This is a genomic window from Stutzerimonas stutzeri, assembly GCF_024448985.1.
Lineage (GTDB): Bacteria > Pseudomonadota > Gammaproteobacteria > Pseudomonadales > Pseudomonadaceae > Stutzerimonas > Stutzerimonas stutzeri_AP.
In genome coordinates this window covers 86,629-111,618 of sequence record NZ_JAMOII010000004.1, presented here as the reverse complement: position 1 = coordinate 111,618, position 24,990 = coordinate 86,629, and the positions used below count along the sequence as shown (strand labels likewise).

The following is a 24,990-nucleotide window of genomic DNA, read 5'->3' as shown; positions in this document are numbered from 1 at the left end:
GGGTTTCACCCGCCCTACTAATCTTCCAGCTTCCAGCTTCCAGCTTCCAGCTTCCAGCTTCCAGCTAAAAAAGCTTCAGCGGCTCTTCCTGCAGCGCGGACATCTGCTCGCGCAGGATCAGCACCTGATCGCCCCAGTAACGCTCGGTGCCAAACCAGGGGAAGCTCATCGGAAAGGCGGGATCGTCCCAGCGGCGTGCCAGCCAGGCGCTGTAGTGCAGCAAGCGCAGAGCACGAAGGGCTTCGATCAGGGGGAGTTCGCGCGGGACGAAGCCGTGGAATTCGCTGTACCCATCGACCAATTCGGACAGTTGCCCGAGCCGCTCGTGACGCTCACCGGCAAGCATCATCCAGATATCCTGAACCGACGGACCCATGCGGCAATCGTCCAGATCGACCAGATGGAAAGCGTCGTCACGGGCGAGGATGTTGCCAGGATGGCAGTCGCCGTGCAGGCGGATCGGCTGGAATTCGGTGCGGTTGAAGACGTCATCGACGCGCTTCAACAGATCGCGTGCCACCGACTCGTAAGCCGGCAGCAGGCTTCTCGGTACGAAGCCACCATCGAGCAAGGTCGCCAGCGATTCGTGACCGAAGTGCTGGGCATTCAACGTTTCGCGGTGTTCGAAGGGCCGGCTGGCACTGACCGCGTGCATGCGGCCGAGTAATTGGCCCAGGCGATAGAGCTGGTCGAGATTGCCCGGCTCCGGTGCGCGTCCTCCGCGACGGGGAAAGAGCGCGAAGCGAAAACCGGCATGCTCGAACAGTGTTTCGCCGTTGCGCTCCAATGGCGCCACCACCGGAATCTCGCGGTCAGCCAGTTCAATGGAAAACTGATGCTCTTCGAGGATCGCCTCGTTGCTCCAGCGGCCCGGGCGGTAAAACTTCGCGACCACGGGCACCTCGTCTTCGATGCCCACCTGGTAGACCCGGTTTTCATAGCTGTTCAACGCCAACACGCGCGCATCGCTGATAAAGCCCGCACTTTCCACCGCATCGAGCACAAGGTCAGGCGTGAGTGTGTCGAAGGGATGGCTCATGGTCGGCTCCGCGAATGGGCCGGTCAGTGTATTGCACTGGGGGGTTTACACAACCGCGCGCAGCGGCTGATGAACGTCTCTAGATTCAATCGCCGGGTTTCGGTGTGCGTGCCAGACAATACACATCGACTCGTACAGCGCCGGCGCGTTTCAACAGACGAGCCAGTGCTTCGGCAGTGGCGCCGGTAGTCAGTACGTCGTCGACGATTGCGATGTGACGCCCGGCGAGTCTCTCTTGGTCAGCCAGGCGAAACGCTTGTCGCAAATTTCGGCGCCGGCTCGCAGCGTCGAGTTGTTGTTGCGATTGAGTGTCCTGAACCCGTTGCAGCAGTTGCATATCGACCGGGACCGCCAGTACCGGGCTCAGCCAGTCGGCGATCATTTTCGCCTGATTGAAACCTCGCTTTCGCAGCCGCTTGCGCGCCAGCGGGACCGGCAGAAGCACGTCGGGATGCGGCAGACCTTCGGCGTAGGCGTGTTGCAGATGGCGAGTCAGCTGCTCCGCCAGCAATCTCCCCAGCGGCCAGCGTGACTGGTGCTTGAAGCGGGTGATCAGGCTGTCTACGGGAAAGGCGAAGCGCCAGGGTACTGCGACGTGATCGAAGGTGGGCGGGCGTTTGAGGCAGTCGCCACAGATCAGGCCTGACGTCGGTAGCGGCAGCGCGCAGATCGAGCACTGCCCGTCGAGCCAAGGTAAATCGGCTTCGCAGGGTGCGCACAGCGATTGGTCGGCTTCGCAGCGTTCATCGCAAAGTTGGCAGTAGTGCTCAGATTTTAACCAGTCGTAAACCATGAATCCTTTCCAGGTTGACAGCCACATCGCCTTGGCTAACCATTTCGCATCCGTGCCAGGCCGCCGAGCCGCTATTAATTACAAGGAATGCCCATGAGCGCCACCGCCGCTTCCGTTACCCGTCACGACTGGAGCCTCGCCGAAGTCAAGGCGCTCTTTGAACAACCGTTCAACGACCTGATCTTCCAGGCTCAGGGCGTGCATCGCCAGCACTTCGATGCCAACCGCGTCCAGGTTTCGACATTGTTGTCGATCAAAACTGGCGCCTGCCCAGAAGACTGTAAGTACTGCCCGCAGTCGGGCCACTACAACACCGGCCTTGATAAAGAAAAACTGATGGAAGTGCAAAAGGTGCTGGATGCCGCGGCTGAGGCCAAAGCTATCGGTTCGACGCGCTTCTGCATGGGCGCGGCCTGGAAGCATCCATCCGCCAAGGACATGCCCTACGTATTGAAAATGGTCGAGGGCGTGAAAGCCCTGGGATTGGAAACTTGCATGACCCTCGGCAAGCTCGATCAGGAGCAGACCAAAGCACTGGCAGCGGCGGGCCTGGACTATTACAACCACAACCTCGACACCTCGCCTGAGTTCTACGGCAACATCATCACCACCCGCACCTACGCCGACCGTCTGGAGACGCTGAGCTACGTGCGCGAGTCGGGGATGAAGATTTGCTCGGGTGGCATCCTCGGCATGGGTGAATCGCTGGACGACCGCGCTGGCCTGCTGATCCAACTGGCCAACCTGCCGGAGCATCCTGAATCGGTACCGATCAACATGCTGGTCAAAGTGAAAGGCACGCCGCTAGCGGAGGAGCAGGACGTCGATCCCTTCGACTTCATCCGTATGCTCGCCGTGGCGCGGATCATGATGCCCATGTCCCATGTGCGCCTGTCGGCCGGTCGCGAGCAGATGAACGAGCAGATGCAGGCCCTGGCCTTCTTGGCCGGCGCTAACTCGATTTTCTACGGCGAAAAGCTGCTGACCACCGGCAACCCGCAGGCCGACAAGGACATGCTGCTGTTCAAGCGCCTGGGCATCCAGCCCGAAGCGCGTGAGGAGCACGATGACGAAGTGCATCAGGCCGCCATCGAGCAGGCGCTGGTCGAGCAGCGCGATTCGAAGCTGTTCTATAACGCGGTCGTATAAACACGGAGCTGGAAGCCTTAAGCCGGAAGCGTGAAGCGATTCGGCGCCGCTTCCAGCTTCAGGCCTCCAGCTTCGAGCTTATTCATGTCCTTTGACCTGCAATGCCGCCTCGCGGCCCGCCGTGCCGAGCATCTCTACCGCCAACGACCCTTGCTGGAAACACCGCAACAGCCAGAAGTGACGGTCGATGGTGAGCGGCTGCTGGCTTTCTGTTCCAACGACTATCTTGGGCTCGCGAGCCATCCCGAGGTGATCGCCGCGATGCAGCAGGGCGCGGCGAAATGGGGCGTCGGCGGTGGCGCCTCGCATCTGGTGATCGGTCACAGCACGCCGCATCACGAGTTGGAAGAGGCGCTGGCGGAATTCACCGGACGGCCGCGTGCGCTGCTGTTCTCCACCGGCTATATGGCCAACCTTGCGGCGGTCACGGCGCTGGTGGGGCAGGGCGATACGGTGCTGGAGGATCGCCTCAACCATGCTTCTCTACTCGATGCCGGCCTGCTCAGTGGTGCGCGTTTTTCCCGTTACTTGCACAACGACGGTGAGAGCCTGGGCAAGCGGCTGGAGAAAGCCAGCGGCAATACGCTGGTGGTCACCGATGGGGTGTTCAGCATGGACGGCGATCTGGCTGATCTGCCGGCGCTGTGCGCCGAAGCCAAGCACCACGACGCCTGGGTGTTGGTCGATGACGCCCACGGCTTCGGCCCGCTGGGTGATAGCGGCGGCGGCATTGTCGAGCATTTCGGATTAGGCATCGATGACGTGCAGGTGTTGGTAGGCACCCTGGGCAAGGCCTTTGGTACTGCCGGTGCCTTCGTCGCCGGTAGCGAGGCGCTGATCGAAACGCTGATCCAATTCGCTCGGCCCTACATCTATACGACTAGCCAGCCACCGGCCGTCGCCTGTGCAACGCTCAGGAGTCTCGAATTGCTGCGCCGTGAAGGCTGGCGCCGTGAGCACCTGAACCGGCTGATCGCCCGCTTCCGCCAGGGTGCTGCCGACATCGGGCTGACTCTGATGGACAGCCCGACGCCGATCCAGCCGATTCTGGTCGGCAGCAGCGAGCGGGCCCTGGCATTGTCCGCTGCGCTCAAGGCGAGCGGCATTCTGGTCGGCGCGATCAGGCCGCCCACGGTGCCGGTCGGCAGTGCGCGGCTGCGCGTGACCTTCAGTGCGTTGCACAGCGAGGCGCAGGTGGAACGACTGCTGAATATCCTGGCCGAATGCTGGAATCGATTGGCCGAGGAGCCTGAAGCGGATGCGTGATCAGCTGATTTTGCTGCCCGGATGGGCGTTCGGCCCGGCTGCGTTGCAGCCTTTGTACGAGGCACTGACCGAGCTCGCACCGGATCTCGAGGTGATCATCGAACCCTTGCCCGAGCTGGTTGACACCAATGCCTGGCTCGATGAGCTCGACCGGCGTGTGCCACACGACAGCTGGCTGGCCGGCTGGTCGCTGGGCGGCATGCTCGCCGCTCAGCTGGCGGCGCGACGCCTGGATACCTGCCACGGGTTGATCACCATCGCCAGTAACCCCTGCTTCCGCGCCCGCCCACAATGGCCGGAAGGTATGGAACCGGCGATCTTCGATGCCTTTCACGAAGCGTTCCGGCTCGATCCAGATGAAACCCTCAAACGCTTCCGTTCGCTGTGCAGCCGTGGTGGTTATGATCCGCGAACGCTGGCGCGCCAGCTGCTGGTCAGCCAGTCGGAGTCTGCGCCGGCCGTGCTGGACGCCGGCCTGCAGTTACTGGCGGAGCTGGACGGACGCGAGGCCCTGCATGGTTATTTTGGTCGTCAGCTACATCTGTTCGCCGATGGTGACGCACTGGTTCCAGCGGCCTCCTGCGATGCGCTACGGCGCTGGATGCCCGGAATAGAGACCAAAATGATTCCAGGCGCGAGCCATGCGCTGGCTCTGGAGCGGGCTGATGATGTCGCGGCGGAGATGGTGGCATTTATCAGAGGCAGCGCTGTATGAGTGAATGGGTTGCGGTGACGCCTGCCAATGCCGCATCCGGCCTGCCGGATAAACGCCAGGTCGCCGCATCGTTCTCCCGTGCCGCCGCCAGCTATGACGCCGTAGCCGAGCTGCAGCGCACCGTTGGCAGCGCGTTGATAGAACGGTTGCCGACTGATCTGCAACCCTCGCGCTGGCTCGATCTGGGCGCTGGCACCGGTTACTTTTCGAGGGTTCTGGCGAGCCGCTTTTCTACAAGCGAAGGTGTCGCTCTGGATATCGCCGAAGGCATGCTGCGCCATGCCAGGCCTCAAGGCGGCGCGGCTGCGTTCATTGCCGGCGATGCCGAATGCCTGCCGTTGCGGGACGCATCGGTCGATCTAGTCTTTTCCAGTCTGGCGCTGCAATGGTGTGAAGATTTTTCCGCCGTACTGAGCGAGGCGCAAAGGGTGCTGCGTCCGGGTGGCGTCCTGGCCTTTACCAGCCTGTGCAGTGGCACCTTGCGGGAACTGCGCGACAGCTGGCGGGTGGTGGACGGTTTTGCCCACGTCAATCGCTTTCGTTCCCTTGAGGTTTACCAGCGGCTCTGCGCCGCCGGTGGGTTGCGGCTGGAGCGGCTCGATGTGGAGCCCCAGGTGCTGCACTTCGCCGAGCTGCGTCAGCTGACCCATGAGCTCAAGGCGCTCGGTGCGCACAATCTGAACCCCGGTCGTCCCGGCGGCCTTACCGGCCGTGCGCGCGTTCGCGCACTGATCGATGCCTATGAGCAGTTCCGCACACCGAGCGGGCTGCCGGCGACCTATCAGGTGGTATACGGCGTGTTGCGCAAGGATTTCTGAGATGACCGCGGCTTTTTTCGTCACCGGTACCGATACCGAAGTCGGCAAGACCACCATCGCCGCCGCGCTGCTGCATGCGGCGCGGCTGGCGGGGCTCAGCACGGCTGCGGCGAAGCCGGTGGCGTCGGGGTGCGAAATGTCTGTTGATGGATTGCGCAACAGCGACGCGCTGGCATTGCTCGGCGAATGCACGCTGCCGCTGCGCTACGACGAGGTCAATCCGTTCGCCTTCGAGCCGGCCATTGCACCGCATCTGGCCGCGCGCGAAGCCGCTGTAGAATTAAGCGTGGCGGCGCTCGCGGAGCCGGTTCGGCAGATATTGGCGTTGCAGGCACAATTCTCGCTGGTGGAAGGCGCCGGCGGTTGGCGCGTGCCGCTGGCCGGTCGCGAAAGCCTTTCCGATCTCGCCGTGAGGCTGGAGCTGCCAGTAATTCTGGTAGTCGGGGTTCGCCTGGGCTGCATCAATCACGCTTTGCTCACGGCCGAGGCCATTGAGCGCGACGGGTTACGGTTGGCGGGCTGGGTTGCCAACATCGTCGATCCGGCAACGTCGCGGCTGAAGGAAAACCTCGGCACCCTGACCGAGCGGTTGTCGGCGCCTTGCCTCGGGCGGGTGCCGCACCTACCCAAGGCGTGTCCCGCCGAGGTTGCGCGCTACCTGGATATCGGTCCGCTCATCCTGACTTGTTGATGCTTCAGGTCCGCTTATAACGATGCGTTACTGGCGGCTGAGCTTCAGCTCTGCTTCAATGATGGCGAACTGACTACCTGGAAGTCGCACATGCAGATCTCCAATCTCCTCTCTTCCGGTCTGGCCGCTTTCCAGGCCGGCCAGCAGCGCGTCGATGATGCCGGCGCTGCGATCGCCGCCGATACGTTGCCGGTTGCCGAAAACTCTCAAGCGGTGGCCGATACCGTCGAGCTGACCGAGCAGCTGATCCAAATGAAGGTTGGCGAGCACGCAGCGAAAGCCGGCGCACGGATGTTGCAGAGCGCTGATGAAGTGCTTGGCACTTTAATCAATACCAAGGCCTGACTCCCTCCGGTCGGTCTGTCCGAAATCCTTCCTTCCTCGGTTGTTGCTGTTTCGCTGCGAGCCGCGTTGCTGTGCGCATGGCGTTTCTTGTCGCCTGTTCGAACTGCGTAAGCAGCGGCACAGCCCTACGGCCATCTCATTTCTAGACTCTTATTAGAGAGGCGCTCCCGACCAATGGCGTCCTGGCCCCTGCTTGACATCGCGCAGGGCGAAACGTATGTTTCAAACGCCTGTTTGACCTGCCGTGTAGGCGGTCACAATCCAAATCCAAGAGTGGCCGGTCGGTCACCTGAATCAAAGAACCCACCGCTGAGGTTTACGCTATGCCTGATTACAAGGCCCCCTTGCGCGATATCCGTTTCGTACGTGACGAACTGCTCGGCTACGAAGCGCACTATCAGAGCCTTCCGGGTTGTGAAGATGCCACCCCGGACATGGTCAACGCCATTCTCGACGAAGGCGCCAAGTTCTGTGAGCAGGTCATCGCCCCGCTGAATCGCGTCGGTGACCTGGAAGGCTGTACCTGGAGCGAGTCGGGCGTAAAAACGCCGACCGGCTTCAAGGAGGCCTACCAGCAGTTCGTAGAAGGCGGCTGGCCGAGCCTGGCCCATGATGTCGAGCATGGCGGTCAGGGTCTGCCGGAATCGCTGGGCCTTGCCATCAGCGAAATGATCGGTGAAGCCAACTGGTCCTGGGGCATGTACCCGGGCCTCTCCCATGGCGCGATGAATACGCTGCATGCACACGGCACGCCCGAGCAGCAGCAGGCTTACCTGACCAAGCTGGTATCTGGCGAGTGGACCGGCACCATGTGCCTGACCGAGCCGCATTGCGGCACTGACCTAGGCATGCTGCGCACCAAGGCTGAGCCTCAGGCCGATGGCAGCTATAAGGTTTCCGGTACCAAGATTTTCATCTCCGCCGGTGAACACGACATGGCGGATAACATCGTCCATATCGTTCTGGCTCGCCTACCCGATGCACCGGCCGGAACAAAAGGGATCTCCCTGTTCATCGTGCCGAAGTTCCTGCCGAACGCCGAAGGTGGCGTGGGTGAGCGCAATGGCGTTTCTTGCGGCTCCCTGGAACACAAGATGGGCATTCACGGTAACGCCACCTGTGTGATGAACTTCGACGGCGCCACTGGCTTCCTGATCGGCCCACCGAACAAGGGCCTGAACTGCATGTTCACCTTCATGAACACGGCGCGCCTGGGAACCGCACTGCAGGGTCTGGCACATGCCGAAATCGGCTTCCAGGGCGGAATCAAGTATGCGCGTGAGCGTCTGCAGATGCGTTCGCTGACCGGTCCGAAGGCACCCGAAAAGGCGGCTGACCCAATCATCGTGCACCCCGACGTGCGCCGCATGCTGCTGACCATGAAGGCGTTTGCCGAAGGCAACCGGGCGATGATGTATTTCGCCGCCAAGCAGGTCGACATCGTTCAGCGCAGCAAGGATGAAGCCGAGCGCAAAGCCGCCGACGCCATGCTCGCGTTCCTGACCCCGATCGCCAAAGCATTCATGACTGAAGTCGGTTTCGAAGCCGCCAACCATGGCGTGCAGATCTACGGCGGCCATGGCTTCATCGCTGAGTGGGGCATGGAGCAGAACGTTCGCGACAGCCGTATCTCGATGCTGTACGAAGGCACCACCGGCATCCAGGCACTCGACCTGCTGGGCCGCAAGGTGCTGATGACCCAGGGCGAAGCGCTGAAGGGTTTCACCAAGGTGGTGCACAAGTTCTGCCAGGCCAACGAAGGCAACGAGGCGGTCAAGCAATTCGTCGAGCCGCTGGCCAAGCTGAACAAGGAGTGGGGCGACCTGACCATGAAGGTCGGCATGGCTGCGATGAAGAACCGCGAAGAAGTAGGTGCCGCTTCGGTGGATTACCTGATGTACTGCGGTTACGCCTGCCTGGCCTACTTCTGGGCTGACATGGCGCGCCTGGCCTCCGAAAAGATCGCAGCCGGCGAAGACAGCGATGGTTTCTACACCGCCAAGGTGCAGACCGCACGCTTCTACTTCCAGCGTATCCTGCCGCGCACCCGCACCCACGTCGAAACCATGCTGTCCGGTGCTGACAACCTGATGGATATGGATGAGGCTCACTTCGAGCTGGCGTACTAAGGTTGTGCTGAGCTGAGATCCGTTGCCTTGGCAATGGACTCAGACTGATGACGAACCCCGCTGATCGCGGGGTTTCGTTTTTATAGGGCATTCGTTATAGGCTTGCTGTGGAACGATCGGAATAGACATCGATGTCCGCGTGCCCCGCTATTGTCGTTACTTGAAACCACTGCTTCGCCAGTGGCTTTTCATTCCAATCAAAAGGTGCTCACGCTCGATCTGGGTGATCGCCTGGTCGAGTAATGGCACAATGCCTGGTTCTCGCGACCATCTGCCGGAGCCGTCGTGCCTCGCCTGAATGCTGCACGCCTTCTTAGTCATCTATATGCACCGCTGGCCTTGCTATTTGGCTCGCTGATCGCTGCGCGGCAGACGAATCTCAACGAGTTCTTCACATCGCTGTTCAACGTACTGCCGACTGTTCTGCTATTGCTCGGTGGCGTGTTCTGTATCGCCTATGCCCGGGTTCGCGAGGGCTTTCTGTTGCTGGTGGTCTATCTCGTCTATTTTCTGTTGGACACCCAGGTCGATCATTACCGGCTCACAGGCGCGTTGTTGCCGGAAGCTGCAATGACGTTTCATCTCTGCAGCCTGCTGTCGCCTGCGCTTTACGGGCTCTACGCGCTTTGGCGCGAGCGTGCTCATCTGCTGCAAGATGACTTGGCGCGCCTCGCTGTGCTGTTTGCCGTGTCGGTGTTGGCCCTGGCTCTGGCGCGACGGTTTCCCGAGGCCACGCTCAACTGGCTGGTGGTGATTCGTTGGCCCTCCCTGCAGACGGACTGGCTGCAACTGATCCAACTGGCCTATCCGGTCTTTCTGGTGGCGCTGACTGGCTTACTGGTGCAATACCTGCGGCGTCCGCGCCCGGTGCATGCCGCTCAGTTCGTCGCCCTGTTTGGTTTGCTGCTGATGCTGCCGCAGGTGTTCAGTCGGCCGGGCACGCTCAATGTCATGAGTAGCCTGCTGATGTTGATGCTGGTAGTAGCGATCGCGCAGGAGGCCTACCAGATGGCGTTCCGTGATGAGCTGACCGGCCTTCCCGGACGCCGGGCTCTCAACGAACGGCTACAGCGGCTGGGGCGCAGTTACGTCATAGCCATGGCCGATGTGGACCGTTTCAAGGCGTTCAATGACACCCATGGCCACGATGTCGGCGATCAGGTGTTGCGACTGGTTGCGAGTCGGTTGCGCAAGGTGGGTGGCGGCGGGCGTGCCTATCGTTACGGGGGTGAAGAGTTCGCGCTGGTGTTTCCGGGCCGCGATCTGGAGCATTGTCTGGTGCATCTGGAGGCCGTCCGGCAGGCGGTCGAGGACTATCCATTGCAGCTACGGGACAAATCGAATCGCCCAAAGAACGCGGAGCGAGGGCGGCAGCGTCGTGGTAACAGCTCGGCGGCAGTGGCCTCGGTGACTATCAGCATTGGCGTGGCCGAACGGCTGATGACGCAGCGCAGTCCGGAGGAAGTCATCAAAAATGCTGATCAGGCGCTTTATAGCGCCAAGAGTGCGGGGCGCAACTGCATTCGCTCGCATGGTGAAAACCGGCGCGGTGCGGTGCGGACGGCAACGCGTTCGGCCGCTGATGCCTAGCGGTCGTGGCCTCGCCATCACGTCACCGTGACGGCGTCAGCATGAGAACCGATCAGTCACTTTAAGACGCTTCGGGCGCCGATTGGTCTTCAGTTAGACTCGCAAAACTCCTGCGGCCAACCGGCCCGGCGTCATGTTTTCTGCGAGGTCTCTCCCCATGGCTGATTACAAAGCACCGCTGCGCGATATGCGATTCGTCCTGAATGAAGTCTTCGATGCCCCGAAGCTCTGGCAGACGTTGCCAGCGCTGGCTGAGGTCGTGGACGCGGAAACCGCCGATGCCATTCTTGAGGAGGCGGGCAAGATTACCGCCAACACCATCGCCCCGCTCAACCGCAGCGGCGACGAGGAAGGCTGTCACTGGGCCGGTGGCGCGGTCAGCACGCCGGCCGGTTACCCCGAGGCCTATCGCTTGTATGCCGAAGGTGGCTGGGTCGGCGTGGGTGGTGATCCGGCCTACGGCGGTATGGGCATGCCGAAGGCGATCTCGGCTCAGGTCGAAGAAATGATGAACTCCGCTAGCTTGGCGTTCGGCCTCTATCCGATGCTGACCTCTGGCGCCTGTCTGTCGATCTACGCCCACGCCAGCGAAGAGCTAAAGCAGAAGTATCTGCCGAACATGTATGCCGGAACCTGGGCCGGCTCGATGTGCCTGACAGAGCCGCATGCCGGTACTGATCTGGGCATCATTCGCACCAAGGCCGAGCCGCAGGCTGATGGCAGCTACAAAGTCAGCGGGACCAAAATTTTCATTACCGGCGGCGAGCACGACCTGACCGAGAACATCATCCACCTGGTATTGGCCAAGCTGCCGGATGCGCCGGCCGGCTCGCGCGGTATCTCGCTGTTTCTCGTGCCCAAGGTCATGGTCAACGACGACGGCAGCCTGGGCGAGCGCAACAGCCTGAGCTGCGGCTCGATCGAGCACAAGATGGGCATCCAGGCTTCGGCGACCTGCGTGATGAACTTCGATGGTGCTGTCGGGTGGATGGTCGGCGAGCCGAACAAGGGCCTGGCGGCGATGTTCACCATGATGAACTACGAGCGCCTGGGTGTTGGTATCCAAGGACTGGCTACTGGCGAGCGGTCCTACCAGAGCGCCATCGAATATGCGCGCGAGCGTGTGCAGAGCCGCGCCCCGGCCGGCCCTGTCGCGCAGGACAAAGTGGCCGATCCGATCATCGTGCACCCGGACGTTCGGCGCATGCTGCTGACCATGAAGGCGCTGAACGAGGGTGGCCGCGCATTCTCCAGCTACGTCGCGTTGCAGCTGGATATTGCCAAGTTCAGCGAGCATGCCGAGGCACGTCAGCGCGCTGAAGCGCAGGTGGCGCTGCTGACGCCGGTGGCCAAGGCGTTCCTTACCGATATGGGCTTGGAAACCACGGTGCATGGCCAGCAAATCTTCGGCGGTCATGGCTTCATTCGCGAGTGGGGCCAGGAACAGCTGGTGCGCGACTGCCGTATTACCCAGATATACGAGGGCACCAACGGTATTCAGGCGCTGGATCTGGTGGGGCGCAAGGTTGTAGGCAGCGGCGGTGAGCTCTACAACGCTTTTGCAGAAGAAATTCGAAACTACTGCTCTACCACGAGTGCCGAGTTGGACGAATTTGTCGCGCCGCTCAAGGCAGCGCTGGAAAATCTTGATGAGCTTACTGCGTTCGTCCTTGATAGCGCCAAGCGCAACCCTAATGAAATAGGTGCCGCCTCGGTCGAATATCTGCATGTTTTCGGCTACACCGCCTACGCCTATATGTGGGCTCGCATGGCAGGCGCAGCATTGGGCAAGGAAGAGCAGGACGATTTCTATGCCAGCAAGCTTGGCACGGCACGTTTCTTCTTTGCGCGCCTGCTGCCCCGTATTCATTCGTTGAGCGCATCGGTCCGGGCGGGCAGCGACTCGCTCTATCTGCTCGAAGCAGCGCAATTCTGAAACGCTCAACCCGTAAAGGCACAATGAAATTAATTAGCCAGCTCTGGGAACAAGGCGCCACTACGCCAGTCATAGTTCCGCATCGTTTGTAGCCAATGGCTTACAAGCCGACTCAAGGATGAGTTTCTTGTAAGTAATGGCTTACAAATTGCGGTGCAGATGGCTACTACAGGTTTATTCAGCTGGACGGTAGTCTTTTGCGCTATGGACGCGGCGTAGGGAAGCGCACAAAAAATACGGAAGCGTAGCGGAACGACGCCAGGACGGCGCAAGTCACGGATGTCAGGATTCAGTCTGCAAAGGCCCCGCTTCGGCGGGGTTTTCTTTTTTTGGCAGAGGCCTTCCAAAAACTGGCAGGAAGCATTGCCCGAGCCGCTGTGTGGCCTCAGGCATTAATGCTTGATCTCAGAGTGGCATACAAACGCCAGTACTACCCAGCCCGCAATAACCGCCCGGATTCTTCGCAAGATATTGCTGGTGATAAGCCTCGGCGTAATAGAACGCGGGGGCCTTATCAATCTCCGTGGTGATGCCGCCAAGTCCATGCCTGGTCAACTCTGCCTGAAAACGCTCTTCGCTGGCGCGCGCTTCGTTCAATTGGGTTTCGTCGAGGCAGTAGATCGCTGAGCGATACTGAGTGCCGATGTCGTTGCCCTGCCGCATGCCTTGGGTCGGGTTGTGCGTCTCCCAGAATAGCTTGAGCAGTTCGCGGTAGCTGATTTGCTGTGGGTCGAAAACGACCAGCACGGCCTCGGTGTGCCCGGTGAGGCCGGAGCAGACTTCTTCATACGTGGGGTTTGGCGTGTGGCCTCCGGCATAGCCCACCGCGGTGGTCCAGACACCAAGCTGCTCCCAGAACCGCCGCTCCGCCCCCCAGAAGCAGCCCATGGCGAACAATGCCTGCTGCAAGTGGGCCGGGAAGGGGGGCTGTAGCGGGTTGCCGTTGACGAAATGAGCCTCGGGCACCGGAACCGCCGTGGCGCGTCCGGGTAGCGCCTGTCCGGCGTCGGGTAGAGCCTGTTTGTGAACGAGAATTTGTGAGCGCAGAGTCATGTTGATCCTCGAGCCTGGGTAGGAACTGCTGGAAGCCTAGGCTATCAAGCTGACAAAACCAAAACGCTGCCGCCAGCCTGTGTGCTGACGAAAGGCTCAGAGCCAGTGCTGATAACGGCTGAGCGAACCGATTAGCTGGGTACCGGGGATGGGCTTGTCGAACAGATAGCCCTGTCCGATATCGCAACGCTGGTGGCGAAGAAAGGTCAGCTGCTCGGTGGTCTCGATGCCTTCGGCGACGACTTTCAGGTTGAGGTTGCGGGCCATGGCGATCACCGCAGAAGTAATTTCGATATCGTCCTGGTTGCCCGGAATGTCCTTGATAAAGCTTCGATCGATCTTGATGACGTCGATGGGAAACTTCTTCAGATAGCTCAACGATGAGTAGCCGGTGCCGAAGTCATCCATCGCCAGCGTTACACCGAGCGCCTTCAGTCCAATCAGCTGCTGGCGTGTCTCCTCGGTGGCTTCGAGCAACAGGCTTTCGGTCAGCTCCAGCTCCAGGCAACCTGGGGGCAGCTGCTCTTCGGAAAGAATGGCGGCAATCGAGTCCACTAGGTCAGGGTCGGAGAACTGTTTCGGCGAAAGATTTATCGCCATCTGCGGCGCGCCGATGCCCAGCGCCGCAAGCTTTATCCCCATCCGGCACGCCTCGCGCGCGACCCACTTGCCAATCGGGATGATCAGCCCGGTTTCTTCGGCAACGCTGATGAACTGATCCGGTCGGATCATGCCCTTTTCGGGATGATTCCAGCGCAGTAGCGCTTCCAGCCCCTGCAGTCGTCCGGTCCGCAGGCAAAGCTTGGGTTGATAGAAAACCTCAAGCTCGTTCTGCGCCAGCGCGCGGCGCAAATTGTTTTCCACGAATAGCTTGTAGTTGGCTTCGGCATGCAGGGCTTCGGTGAATACCTGCACCTGATTCTTACCGTTGGCCTTGGCTTTGTGCAGGGCCTGGCCGGCGTGTTTCATCAAGGTTTCCGGATCGTGGCCGTGCAGCGGGGCACAGGCCAGACCCAGGGAGCCGCTGACACTGATCAGCTGCTTGTCGACGAACAGTGGTTTTTCCAGAATACGCAGCACCTGATTGGCCAGGTGCTGGCCTTCTTCAAGGTCCATGCCGTCGAGCAGGAGTGCGAATTCGTTACTGGCGAAGCGTGCCAGCACGCTATCGCGGCTCAGGCTATTACGTAGGCGTCGCGCGAGGCTGGCCAGCAGCTTGTCCCCGGTCTGATGACCAAGGCTGTCGTTGATGCGCTTGAAATTATCAATGTCCACCAGCAGTAGGCAAAGCTGCGGCGTCTTGTCATTGGCGAAGCGCTCTTCGATGCTGCGGATGAAGAAGGGGCGATTGCCGAGACTGGTCAGATTATCGGTATAGGCCAGGCGTTCGATGTGTTGCTGCGCCAACTTGCTATGGGTGACGTCTTCGTAGATGCCGATGTAGTGAGTCAGCTCGCCGTTTTCGCCATACACCTTGGAGATCGAAAGCTGGCCCCAGTACGGCTCGAGGTCCTTGCGTCGACTGCGAAACTCGCCTTGCCAGCTGTTGCTTTTCGCCAGATTAGAGGAAGTGTCGAAAAGCAATTCGCCGAGGTTTTCCAGTGCAGTCAGTTCTGTGAGGCGGCGCCCGCAGACTTCCTCTGCGGCAAATTGGGTGATGGCGGTGAAGCTCGGATTGACGTAATCGACCACGCCATTTTTGTCGACCAGAATGAAGGCGCTTGCGCTCTGCTCTACTGCTCGCTTGAACAAATGCAGTGTATGGGTGGCGCTAAGCCTTTGCTGGTTGGCCAGCACCTGCGCGTACTGATCGGCCAGCTCGCCGACAAAGGCCACCTCGTCGGCATGCCAGCTGCGCGTACCGCCCGAATGCTCCAGACAGAGCACGCCAATGACCTCACCGCCGACTCGAATGGTCGCATCCAGTACCGAAATGATGCTTCGCGGTCTGAAAGTGCTTGCGACGAGTTCCCGGGTGCGAGGATCTTCGTTAACGTTGACCACGTCGAGCGCTCGTCCGCTGTGCAGTGCCTCCAGGTAGCGGGGGCACGCAGCGATATCCAGCGTGGGTGGGTGCTCGTAGCTGTCGTTGTCGCGCCGATATATGGCGACGGCCTCGAGCTGGTCGCCGTTCAGGTGCCAAATCGCCGCTCGGGCGATCCCATAGGCTTCGCTGGCGGCCTGGGTGATCAGCTGTGCTGCTTCGAGCTGGGGGTTGGCCGAGTTGTAGCGGTGCCGTGCCAGGCGCACGATCAAGCTCTGTTGCGCGCGTGAGCGAATCAGATGCTCGAGATGCACATCGGAGGTTTTCTGATAAAGATCCGCAGAAAGCTTGAGCATGGAGTCTTGCAGCTGCGGAGTCGCTTCAGCTGAGCGGGGTTCGACGATCAGGTAGCCGCGCAGTAATTCCCGACCATACTGTTGGCACAGCTCGCCGATTTCCAGCAGTTCCAGCGAGCCGATCGCCGCATGCACACAATAACGAATGGAATAGTGGCCTTCGGCGCTTAGCTGTGCCTGAACGACATCGTGCATGTGCAGGCGTGTCGCCGGTTCCATCAGGCTGGCGTACGGTGAGTCGATCAACGAGCATAACTCGTGCGCCGGTTGGCCCAGGTGACGTTCGCAAGTGGGATCCAGATAGAGCAATGCCCAGCTGGACTCGTTCAAACGCTCGAAACGCAGCATCCCGAGCCTGGAAGGCACTGGCAACTGCGTCACAACCTCGGTCGCCAAACGGCTGGCGGCATCGGTATGTATTTTCATCGAGCGGTTTGCTTCCAGTATGCTGCGGGAGCCGCTTCGCTAGCCGTTGGCGGCATTTTGCGGTAGGCGATGGCTAAATAATATTAACTTACGGCAAGGGTGCATCATGCGACAGGGACTGACAAGTCGGCTTTCGAAGTTACTGCTGATCCCGCTTTTTCTGACTGCCAGCGTATCGCTGCAAGCTGATGAGTCACCCGCCTTGAGCTCGGATGAATCGGCCCATTACCTGGCCGAGCTGAAGGCGCTCTATCTTACCTCGGATGAGCGAAAAGCCCTGCTTGCGCATAGCAATGCCTTGCTGGAAACCCATGGGCTAAAGGCTGCGTATCAGGTTGGGCAGGCCAATCCACATGATCTGGCCTATCGCCTGAGCGCGGGCGCGCCCGGTGAATTGCGCATCCGCGAAGAGCGGCGAGATGCGTCCGGCAACATTGCCGTGCGCAACCGCAGTTTTTCGGTGTTCGGAATGGATCCTTATTTACGCTATCAATGCCCGCCACAGGGGATCGTGTGCGTCTTTACCAGCCCGGCCAATGGCGACCCCTGGTTGACCATATTGCGAGATTCCGCCGGAGCTGAAGAGCTGGCAAAAGCCTTGTCGTTCCTGGTCCGCAATCTGCAGAAAGGCTAGGAGCAGATAGCAAGCGGCAAGAGAAAAGCAAAAGCCCCAAGCTTTTGGGGCTTGAGGCTTGAGGCTTGAGGCTTGAGGCTTGAATTGAGGAACGGCCCTGCCGGGTGGCTGGGCCGTGCCGGTTCAAACGATCACAACAGCATCGTGCGGATGTCCGCCAGCAGCTCGGACAGGCGCTTGGTGAAGCGCGCCGCCGCAGCGCCATTGATGACGCGATGGTCGTAAGACAGCGACAGCGGCAACATCAGGCGGGGCTGGAAGGCCTTGCCATCCCAAACCGGCTGCATGGTCGCCTTGGAGACGCCCAGAATCGCCACTTCCGGCGCATTGACGATCGGCGTGAAACCGGTTCCGCCAATGTGGCCGAGGCTGGAAATGGTGAAGCAGGCGCCCTGCATGGCGTCCGGCGAAAGCTTCTTGGTGCGGGCCTTCTCGGCCAGTTCCGCGGCTTCGCCCGCCAGCTGCAGCAGGCTCTTCTGATCGACGTTCTTGATCACCGGTACCAACAAGCCGTCCGGGGTATCCACGGCGAAGCCGATATGGACGTACTTCTTACGAATCACTGCTTTGCCGCTCGGGGCGAGCGAGGCATTGAACTCTGGCAGCTCCTTGAGCAGATGCGCACAAGCCTTAAGGAGCAACGGAAGTACGGTCAGCTTGACGCCAGCCTTTTCGGCCACAGCCTTCTGCGATACGCGGAAGGCTTCCAGCTCGGTAATGTCGGACGACTCGAACTGGGTCACGTGTGGCACGTTGAGCCAGCTACGATGCAGGTTGGCGGCGCCCACCTGCATCAGGCGAGTCATCGGCACTTCTTCGATTTCGCCAAACTTGCTGAAGTCGACCTCAGGGATCGGTGGGATGCCCGAGCCACCCGCAGCGCCTGCGGCCGGTGCCTGCTTGGCCTTGCTCATCATGTTCTTGACGTAGGCCTGGACGTCTTCCTTGAGAATCCGCCCCTTCGGACCAGTACCCTGCACATCTGCCAGCTCGACGCCAAACTCGCGTGCGGTCATGCGCACCGCAGGACCGGCGTGCACCTTGGTGCCGGCCTTGCTTGGGCCGCTTACCGTTGGAGCAGGGGTCGCAGCAGCTTTTGCTTCCGGTACGCCCTGCTTGTTCGGAGCGACTGACTGCTGTTGCGATACGGCTTCCTCGCGCTTGGCCTCGGGCTTCTTCGCCGGGGCGGCGCCCTTCACCTTCAGGGTCAGGATCAGGTCGCCGGTCTTGGCTTCGTCGCCTACCTTAATCGACAGGGATTCCACCATGCCGGCCTTGGGTGCCGGAATCTCCATGCTGGCCTTGTCCGACTCCAGCGTGATCAGCGATTGGTCCGCCTCGACGCTGTCACCCGCTTTCACCATGACTTCGATGACGTTGGCGGCGCCGCTGGAGCCGATGTCCGGGATGCGGACCTCTTCCACGGATTCGCCGGCCGGCTCGGCCGTTGGCTCTTCGGACGCTTCCGATTGCTGCGCCTTGGGCTTTTCCGCCGATGCGCTGGCGGCGGTTGCAGGCTTGCTGGGCGCCGCGCCCTTGAGCACCAGGATCAAATCGCCGGTGCCGACTTCGTCGCCCACCTTCACCGAAATGCTCTCGACTACACCTGCGGCTGGGGACGGAATCTCCATGCTGGCTTTGTCGGACTCGAGCGTGATCAGCGCCTGATCGGCTGCGATGGTATCTCCGGCCTTGACCGAAATTTCGATCACGCTGGCTTTGTCAGATGAGCCAATGTCCGGAACTTTGATCTCCTGCGATTCGCCTTCCTCGGCCGAAGCCGAGGGATTCACATCGCCCGGCGGGGTCGGTTCTTCAGCTTCATCGGCCGGGCCGCCACTGCTCGCGCCGGCCGGCTCGGCGGCTTCGTCCGCCGGAGCTGCAGCTTCTTCACCGCCTTCGCTTTCCAGCTCCAGCAGCTCGTCGCCTTCCTTCAGACGATCACCCATCTTGACCTTCAGGCTCTTCACCACGCCGGCCTTGGGCGCGGGAATTTCCATGCTGGCCTTGTCGGACTCAAGCGTCAGGATGCTCTGGTCGGCTTCGATACGGTCGCCGACCTTGACGAACAATTCGATTACTTCACCCTCACCGCTGCCGATGTCGGGTACGCGTATGGTTTCACTCACAATAGGTTCTCCTGTGCGCACGCAGCATCAGCAATCCAGCGGATTGCGCTTGTCGGGGTCGATACCGAACTCGGTGATGGCCTCGGCCACGACCTTGCGTTCGATGGCGCCGCGATCGGCGAGTGCCTGCAATGCCGCGAGAGTGACCCAGCGACGATCCACTTCGAAGAAGTCCCGCAGCTTGGCACGCGAGTCGCTGCGACCAAAGCCGTCGGTGCCCAGCACCTGGTACTCGCGGGATGGAACCCACTGACGGATCTGGTCAGCGAACAGCTTCATGTAGTCGGTCGAGGCGATCACCGGACCTTCGCGCCCTTCCAGGCACTGCTCGACGTAGCTCTTGCGCGGCTCCTCCGTCGGGTGCAGGCGGTTCCAGCGATCCACGGCCAGGCCATCGCGGCGCAGCTCGTTGAAGCTGGTGACGCTCCAGACGTCGGCGCCCACGCCCATCTTCGCCAGCATGTCCACCGCGGCGCGCACTTCGCGCAGGATGGTGCCGGAGCCCAGCAGCTGCACGCGATGCTTGAAGTCGCCTTTGGCTTCCTCGAGCAGGTACATGCCCTTGATGATGCCGTCCTCGACACCCTGCGGCATGGCCGGCTGCTGGTAGTTCTCGTTCATCACGGTGATGTAGTAGTAGACGCTCTTCTGCTGCTCCATCATCTCGTGCATGCCGTGATGCATGATCACCGCCAGCTCGTAGCCATAGGTGGGGTCGTAGCTGCGGCAATTGGGGATGGTGCTGGCGAGGATATGGCTGTGGCCGTCCTCGTGTTGCAGGCCTTCGCCATTGAGCGTGGTGCGCCCGGCGGTACCGCCCAACAGGAAGCCGCGCGTCTGTGCATCGCCAGCTGCCCAGGCCAGGTCGCCGATACGCTGGAAGCCGAACATCGAGTAGAAGATGTAGACCGGCAGCATCGGCTGGTTGTAGTTGCTGTAGGCGGTGCCCGCCGCGATGAACGAGGAGAAGGCGCCGGCCTCGTTGAGGCCTTCCTGCAGGATCTGGCCGTCTTTCTCTTCGCGGTAGTACATCACCTGATCGCGGTCGACTGGTTCGTACAGTTGCCCTACAGGCGAGTAGATGCCTAGCTGGCGGAACATGCCCTCCATGCCGAAGGTGCGCGCCTCATCGGCGAGGATAGGCACGATGCGCTTGCCGAGGTCCTTGTCCTTAACCAGCTGCGAGAGAATCCGGCCAAAAGCCATGGTGGTGGAAATCTCGCGGTCGCCGGAACCGTCCAGCACGGCCTTGAGTGTTTCCAGCGGAGGTGTCGGGATACTGAAGCTCTTCGGTCGGCGCTGTGGCAGCGCACCGCCGAGCTTTTCACGGCATTTGCGCAGATACTTCATTTCCGCGCTGTCTTCGGCCGGACGGTAGAACGGCAGCTCTTCAAGCTGCGAATCGTTGACCGGGATATCGAAGCGGTCGCGGAACATCTTCAGGCTGTCGATATCGACTTTCTTGGTGTTGTGGGCGATGTTCTTCGCCTCACCGGCACCGGTGCCGTAACCCTTGATGGTCTTGGCCAGGATGACCGTCGGCTGGCCCTTGTGGTTGACCGCCTGGTGATAAGCCGCATAGACCTTGTAGGGGTCGTGGCCGCCACGGTTGAGCTTCCAGACTTCCTCGTCTGACATCTTCTCGACGCGCTTGAGCAGCTCCGGATCGGCGCCGAAGAAATGCTTACGCACGTAAGCGCCGTCTTTGGCCTTGTAGTTCTGGTATTCGCCGTCGATCGCCTCGTCCATGCGGCGCTGCATGCGGCCATCTTCGTCGGCGGCGAACAGCGGATCCCACAAGCGGCCCCAGACGACCTTGTTGACGTTCCAGTTGGCGCCTTTGAACACGCCTTCCAGTTCTTGAATGATCTTGCTGTTACCGCGAACCGGGCCGTCCAAGCGCTGCAGATTGCAGTTGATGACGAACACCAGGTTGTCGAGATTCTCGCGGCCGGCCAGGGAGATCGCTCCGAGGGTTTCCGGCTCGTCGCACTCACCGTCGCCGATAAAGCACCAGACGCGCTGCTTGCCTTTCGGGATGAAACCGCGGTTTTCCAGGTACTTCATGAAGCGCGCCTGGTAGATCGCGGTGATCGGGCCCAGGCCCATGGAAACGGTCGGGAACTGCCAGAAGTCCGGCATCAGGTGCGGGTGCGGGTAGCTCGACAGACCGTTGCCGTCCACTTCCTGACGGAAGTTCAGCATCTGATCTTCGGTCAGGCGGCCTTCGAGGAAGGCGCGAGCGTAGATGCCGGGAGAAGCGTGGCCCTGGTAGTAGATCAGGTCGCCGCCGTGCTCCTCGGTCGGGGCCTGGAAGAAATAGTTGAAGCCGATGTCATACAGGGTCGCGCTGGAGGCGAAGGTGGAGATGTGTCCACCCAAGTCGGGGTCCTTCAGGTTCGCGCGCATCACCATCGCCAGCGCGTTCCAGCGGACCAGGGAGCGAATGCGGCGCTCCATGAACAGGTCGCCGGGCATCTTCGCTTCGCGGGTGACGGGGATGGTGTTGCGGTAGGGCGTGGTGATGCCGTAGGGCAGGGGTGTGCCGCTACGGGTGGCCAGTTCACCCATCCGGGTCATCAGGTAGTGGGCGCGGTCTTCACCTTCGCGATCGAGTACTGACTCGAGGGCGTCCAGCCATTCCTGGGTTTCGACGGGATCGAGATCTTGCATGGCTTGCTCCAGGGCGGAAAGGCTTCCAGAATCGGTTGCCTGCTTCGCTGCCGGCTTCGTGAGCCGGTGCGTTTATGTTCTTGGATGTTTGCCGGGGGTAGAGCCGGGCTCTGTAGTTTTACTACAAAACTGCGACTGTTTCAGCCCCCCTATGACATTCTTTCGTAGTAAAACTACAACCGCGACGACTCGGTTTGACGGGCTGACTCGCGCTAAAAGGCTCTAGCCTGGCGCTTTCGCTGTCCTGCTGCCGACCGCGGCGTAAAGGAACCTTACATGAGTCTGCCACCGCTGGTTGCATTGCCGACGCCGTTACTGCCATTGGTCAACCGTGCCGAGGAGACGTTCCTCTCGGCGTTACGCGGCTCGTCGGAGCAGGCTGGCGAGCGCTTCGGCAAATGGCCGACGGAACGCCGCGAGGCATTCGGCAGAGTCTGTGCAGCCAGTGACTTCGTCACCGAGCAGGTTAGCCGAGATCACGAAATGCTGCTGGGGCTGGCCGAGTCGGGGCTACTGGAGCGCTCGCTGCGAGCCGGTGAAATGCGCGCGATGCTCGCCGAGGCGCTCGCTGGCTGCGAAGGCGAGGACAGCCTGGCGAGGCTGTTGCGGCGTTTTCGCAATCGTCAACAGGTACGAATCATCTGGCGTGACGTGACCCGTCAGGCGGATCTGGCTGAAACCTGTGGCGATCTGTCCGACATGGCCGACGCCTGCATCGACCTGGCTTACCAATGGTTGTATGCGCATCACAGCGAGCAGTTCGGGGTGCCGACCGGACGGCGCAGCGGACGGGCGCAGCAGATGGTCGTCCTTGGGATGGGCAAGCTGGGTGCGCACGAACTCAACCTTTCTTCCGATATCGATCTGATCTTCGGCTATCCCGAGGGTGGAGAAACCGTGGGCGCCAAGCGTTCGCTGGATAACCACGAGTTTTTTCTCCGCCTCGGCCAGCGTCTGATCAAAGCGCTGGATGCGCCGACCGTCGATGGCTTCGTCTTCCGGGTGGACATGCGCCTGCGGCCGTACGGCTCGTCCGGCGCGCTGGTGCTGAACTTCAATGCGCTCGAACAGTACTACCAGGACCAGGGCCGCGACTGGGAACGTTACGCCATGATCAAGGCGCGGGTCGTCGCGGGTGATCAGGTGGCGGGCAAGGAGCTGCTCGACATGCTGCGCCCGTTCGTTTATCGGCGTTACCTGGACTTCTCCGCCATCGACGCGTTGCGCAGCATGAAGCAGCTGATCCAACAGGAAGTGCGTCGCAAGGGCGTGGCGGCGAACATCAAGCTGGGTGCTGGCGGTATTCGCGAAGTGGAGTTCGTCGCCCAGGCGTTCCAGCTGATACATGGCGGACGTGATCTGAGCCTGCAGCAGCGCCCGTTACTGAAAGTGCTGGCAACCCTGGCCGGACAGGGCTATCTGCCACCTGCGGCTGTCGAGGAATTGCGCGAGGGGTATGAATTTCTGCGTTACACCGAGCATGCGCTGCAGGCCATCGACGATCGCCAGACGCAGATGCTGCCGGACAGCCAGACCGACCGCAGCCGCGTGGCGTTCATGCTCGGCTTCGACAGCTGGGAAGCCTTCCATGAGCGCCTGCTGCACTGGCGTGACCGGATCGACTGGCATTTCCGCCAGGTCATCGCTGATCCCGACGAAGATGAAGATACCGGCGGCGAGGCGTTGGTCGGCGGCGAGTGGCTACCTTTGTGGGAGCAGGACTGGGATGAGGAATTCGCTTGCCGCCAGCTGACCGAAGCCGGATTTCGCGACGGTCAGGTTGCCTGTCAGCGCCTCGCCGCGCTGCGTAGCGCACAACAGGTGCGAACCATGCAGCGCCTGGGTCGTGAACGTTTGGATGCATTCATTCCACGGCTGCTGGCGCAGGTGGTCGAGCAGGACGATCCGGACCTGGTTCTGGAGCGAGTGCTGCCGTTGGTCGAGGCGGTCGCGCGGCGCTCGGCCTATCTCGTACTCCTGACAGAAAACCCCGGTGCGTTGGAACGATTGCTGACGCTTTGCGCGGGCAGTCCCTGGATCGCCGAGCAGATCGCGCGTTTTCCGTTGCTGCTCGATGAGTTGCTCAATGCCGGGCGATTGTTTCGCCCGCCGCAGGCCCCGGAGCTGGCCGCCGAGCTGCATGAGCGTCTGGCGCGCATTCCAGAAGACGACCTGGAGCAGCAGATGGAGGCGCTGCGGCATTTCAAACTGGCGCATCGGCTGCGCGTGGCGGCTTCTGAGATTGCTGGCACTTTGCCCTTGATGAAGGTCAGCGACTATCTGACCTGGCTCGCCGAAGCGACCCTCGAACAAGTGCTGGCCCTGGCCTGGCGGCACACGGTGGCGCGTCACGGCCAGCCGCGGCGGGTTGACGGCACGTCCTGCGATCCATCGTTCGTCATCATCGGTTACGGCAAGGTTGGCGGCATCGAGCTCGGCCATAGCTCCGACCTGGATCTGGTGTTTATCCACGACGGTGATCCCAATGCCGAAACCGACGGTGTCAAGCCCATCGATGGTGCGCAATTCTTCACCCGTCTTGGCCAGCGCATCATTCATCTACTGACCACCCAGACCACCTCCGGGCAGCTCTATGAAGTCGACATGCGGCTGCGGCCATCCGGCGCGGCCGGATTATTGGTGAGTTCGCTGGGCGCGTTCGAGCGCTATCAGACTCAGGAAGCCTGGACCTGGGAGCACCAGGCTTTGGTGCGTGCTCGGGTGCTGGTCGGCTGCTCACAGCTGGCGCAGGACTTCGAGCGGGTGCGTGCCGCCGTGCTCGCGCGGCCGCGCGATCTCGAACAGCTGCGCCGTGAGGTTAGCGAGATGCGCGGCAAGATGCGCGACAACCTCGGCACTCGCACGACTCAGGCCGGCATGGCTGACAAGGCCTTCGAGGCAGAGGGCGTGTTCGATCTCAAGCACGACGCCGGTGGTATCGTGGATATCGAATTTATGGTGCAATACGCGGCTTTGGCGTGGTCGCACCAGCATCCGCAACTGCTGCGCTATACCGATAACATCCGCATGCTCGACGGGTTGGAGCAGGCCGGGTTGATGACCGGCGATGAGGTTCGGTTGCTGCAGGACGCCTACAAGGCCTACCGCGCGGTGGCTCACCGGCAATCACTGCAGAAGCTTCCCGGTGTGGTGAGTGGGGACCAATTTCATGACGAGCGTCGCGCGGTGATGCGCTTTTGGCGCGAGCTTGGGCTCAGCTGAACTCGTCTGCAAACAGAGCATTTATCGAATTCCGAGGTGGCA

General features: G+C 61.1%; 17 protein-coding genes. 11 read left to right on the top strand and 6 right to left on the bottom strand.

Annotation, left to right across the window (positions count from 1 at the left end):
- Positions 1 to 64: 64 nt before the first annotated feature.
- Entirely contained in the window at positions 65 to 1,039 is a 975-nt protein-coding gene (locus tag NA647_RS07820; RefSeq protein WP_256057167.1) for a serine/threonine protein kinase, read from the bottom strand.
- A gap of 85 nt (positions 1,040 to 1,124) precedes the next feature.
- Positions 1,125 to 1,832 (bottom strand): ComF family protein, encoded by a 708-nt coding sequence (locus NA647_RS07815; protein WP_256057166.1) that lies wholly within the window; start codon positions 1,830 to 1,832, stop codon positions 1,125 to 1,127.
- A gap of 93 nt (positions 1,833 to 1,925) precedes the next feature.
- Between NA647_RS07815 and bioB the strand changes: the two genes are divergently transcribed.
- The 9 genes from bioB to NA647_RS07770 all read left to right on the top strand — a co-directional run bounded on the left by bioB (position 1,926) and on the right by NA647_RS07770 (position 12,471).
- Positions 1,926 to 2,981 carry a biotin synthase BioB gene (bioB, locus tag NA647_RS07810; RefSeq protein WP_256057165.1) on the top strand — a complete coding sequence of 352 codons (1,056 nt, stop codon included), beginning with the start codon at positions 1,926 to 1,928 and terminating at the stop codon, positions 2,979 to 2,981.
- Between the two features lie 84 nt (positions 2,982 to 3,065).
- A complete protein-coding gene (gene bioF, locus NA647_RS07805; RefSeq protein WP_256057164.1) occupies positions 3,066 to 4,247 on the top strand; it encodes an 8-amino-7-oxononanoate synthase in 1,182 nt (393 codons plus the stop codon).
- Positions 4,240 to 4,962, top strand: a complete 723-nt coding sequence (locus NA647_RS07800) for an alpha/beta fold hydrolase (protein ID WP_256057163.1) — start codon at positions 4,240 to 4,242, stop codon at positions 4,960 to 4,962. The genes bioF and NA647_RS07800 overlap by 8 nt, the downstream gene beginning before the upstream one ends.
- Entirely contained in the window at positions 4,959 to 5,780 is an 822-nt protein-coding gene (gene bioC, locus NA647_RS07795; protein ID WP_256057162.1) for a malonyl-ACP O-methyltransferase BioC, read from the top strand. The genes NA647_RS07800 and bioC overlap by 4 nt, the downstream gene beginning before the upstream one ends.
- Position 5,781: 1 nt before the next feature.
- The gene (bioD, locus tag NA647_RS07790) at positions 5,782 to 6,471 is read left to right on the top strand and encodes a dethiobiotin synthase (RefSeq protein ID WP_256057161.1); all 690 of its coding nucleotides are present in this window, start codon (positions 5,782 to 5,784) and stop codon (positions 6,469 to 6,471) included.
- A gap of 90 nt (positions 6,472 to 6,561) precedes the next feature.
- Entirely contained in the window at positions 6,562 to 6,816 is a 255-nt protein-coding gene (locus NA647_RS07785; protein WP_256057160.1) for a hypothetical protein, read from the top strand.
- A 323-nt stretch (positions 6,817 to 7,139) separates the two neighbouring features.
- Positions 7,140 to 8,945 (top strand): phenylacyl-CoA dehydrogenase, encoded by a 1,806-nt coding sequence (locus NA647_RS07780; RefSeq protein WP_256057159.1) that lies wholly within the window; start codon positions 7,140 to 7,142, stop codon positions 8,943 to 8,945.
- Between the two features lie 285 nt (positions 8,946 to 9,230).
- The gene (locus NA647_RS07775; RefSeq protein ID WP_256057158.1) at positions 9,231 to 10,535 is read left to right on the top strand and encodes a GGDEF domain-containing protein; all 1,305 of its coding nucleotides are present in this window, start codon (positions 9,231 to 9,233) and stop codon (positions 10,533 to 10,535) included.
- 157 nt (positions 10,536 to 10,692) lie between these two features.
- Complete coding sequence (locus tag NA647_RS07770; protein WP_256057156.1) at positions 10,693 to 12,471, top strand: acyl-CoA dehydrogenase C-terminal domain-containing protein; 1,779 nt, start codon at positions 10,693 to 10,695, stop codon at positions 12,469 to 12,471.
- A 405-nt stretch (positions 12,472 to 12,876) separates the two neighbouring features.
- Here the strand turns inward: NA647_RS07770 and msrA are convergent, their stop codons facing one another.
- Together msrA and NA647_RS07760 are read right to left on the bottom strand one after the other, a co-directional pair.
- A complete protein-coding gene (gene msrA, locus NA647_RS07765; protein ID WP_256057155.1) occupies positions 12,877 to 13,524 on the bottom strand; it encodes a peptide-methionine (S)-S-oxide reductase MsrA in 648 nt (215 codons plus the stop codon).
- Between the two features lie 96 nt (positions 13,525 to 13,620).
- Entirely contained in the window at positions 13,621 to 16,290 is a 2,670-nt protein-coding gene (locus NA647_RS07760) for a putative bifunctional diguanylate cyclase/phosphodiesterase (protein ID WP_256057154.1), read from the bottom strand.
- A 106-nt stretch (positions 16,291 to 16,396) separates the two neighbouring features.
- Here NA647_RS07760 and NA647_RS07755 point away from each other — a divergent pair, with 106 nt between their 5' ends.
- Positions 16,397 to 16,924 carry a hypothetical protein gene (locus NA647_RS07755; protein WP_256057153.1) on the top strand — a complete coding sequence of 176 codons (528 nt, stop codon included), beginning with the start codon at positions 16,397 to 16,399 and terminating at the stop codon, positions 16,922 to 16,924.
- A 131-nt stretch (positions 16,925 to 17,055) separates the two neighbouring features.
- Here the strand turns inward: NA647_RS07755 and aceF are convergent, their stop codons facing one another.
- Complete coding sequence (aceF, locus tag NA647_RS07750) at positions 17,056 to 19,053, bottom strand: dihydrolipoyllysine-residue acetyltransferase (protein WP_256057151.1); 1,998 nt, start codon at positions 19,051 to 19,053, stop codon at positions 17,056 to 17,058.
- 27 nt (positions 19,054 to 19,080) lie between these two features.
- Positions 19,081 to 21,726 (bottom strand): pyruvate dehydrogenase (acetyl-transferring), homodimeric type, encoded by a 2,646-nt coding sequence (aceE, locus tag NA647_RS07745; protein WP_256057150.1) that lies wholly within the window; start codon positions 21,724 to 21,726, stop codon positions 19,081 to 19,083.
- Between the two features lie 276 nt (positions 21,727 to 22,002).
- Here aceE and glnE point away from each other — a divergent pair, with 276 nt between their 5' ends.
- Positions 22,003 to 24,948 carry a bifunctional [glutamate--ammonia ligase]-adenylyl-L-tyrosine phosphorylase/[glutamate--ammonia-ligase] adenylyltransferase gene (glnE, locus tag NA647_RS07740; RefSeq protein ID WP_256057149.1) on the top strand — a complete coding sequence of 982 codons (2,946 nt, stop codon included), beginning with the start codon at positions 22,003 to 22,005 and terminating at the stop codon, positions 24,946 to 24,948.
- The last annotated feature ends 42 nt before the right edge of the window (positions 24,949 to 24,990 follow it).